Source organism: Gluconobacter sp. P1D12_c (genome assembly GCF_018812105.1).
GTDB classification, from domain to species: domain Bacteria; phylum Pseudomonadota; class Alphaproteobacteria; order Acetobacterales; family Acetobacteraceae; genus Gluconobacter; species Gluconobacter oxydans_A.
This window is the reverse complement of record NZ_JACSIQ010000859.1, coordinates 1-360: the sequence shown is the minus strand read 5'-3', so window position 1 is coordinate 360 and position 360 is coordinate 1. Positions and strand designations below refer to the sequence as shown.

General features: G+C 59.4%; 1 protein-coding gene. It reads left to right on the top strand.

The genetic code is table 11. The features are described 5' to 3' along the window. Positions 1–360, top strand: a 360-nt coding sequence (locus tag KP705_RS19540) for a transposase (protein WP_215765512.1), incomplete at both ends; no start/stop codon positions are given.

Below are 360 nucleotides of genomic sequence, written 5' to 3'. Positions count from 1 at the left end.
TGCGTTTTCTTGGTCTGGGGCTGTCAGATCGCGTGCCCGATGCCAAAACGGTCTGGCTGTTTCGCGAGCGTCTGACACAGGCGGGTGCGGTCGATGGTCTGTTCAATCGCTTTGATGCAACCCTGCGGAACGCTGGTTATCTCCCGATGTCAGGGCAGATCCTGGATGCAACGCTGGTCGCGGCTCCCAGGCAGCGCAACACAAATGCTGAGAAAGCGGATCTGCGTGAAGGGCGGATCCCACAGGACTGGCAGGACAAGCCGTCAAAGCTGTCCCACAAGGACAGGCATGCGCGGTGGACGCTGAAGTTCACGAAAGCAAAGCGGCAGGAGGATGGGACGATCCCCGCAACAGATCTTG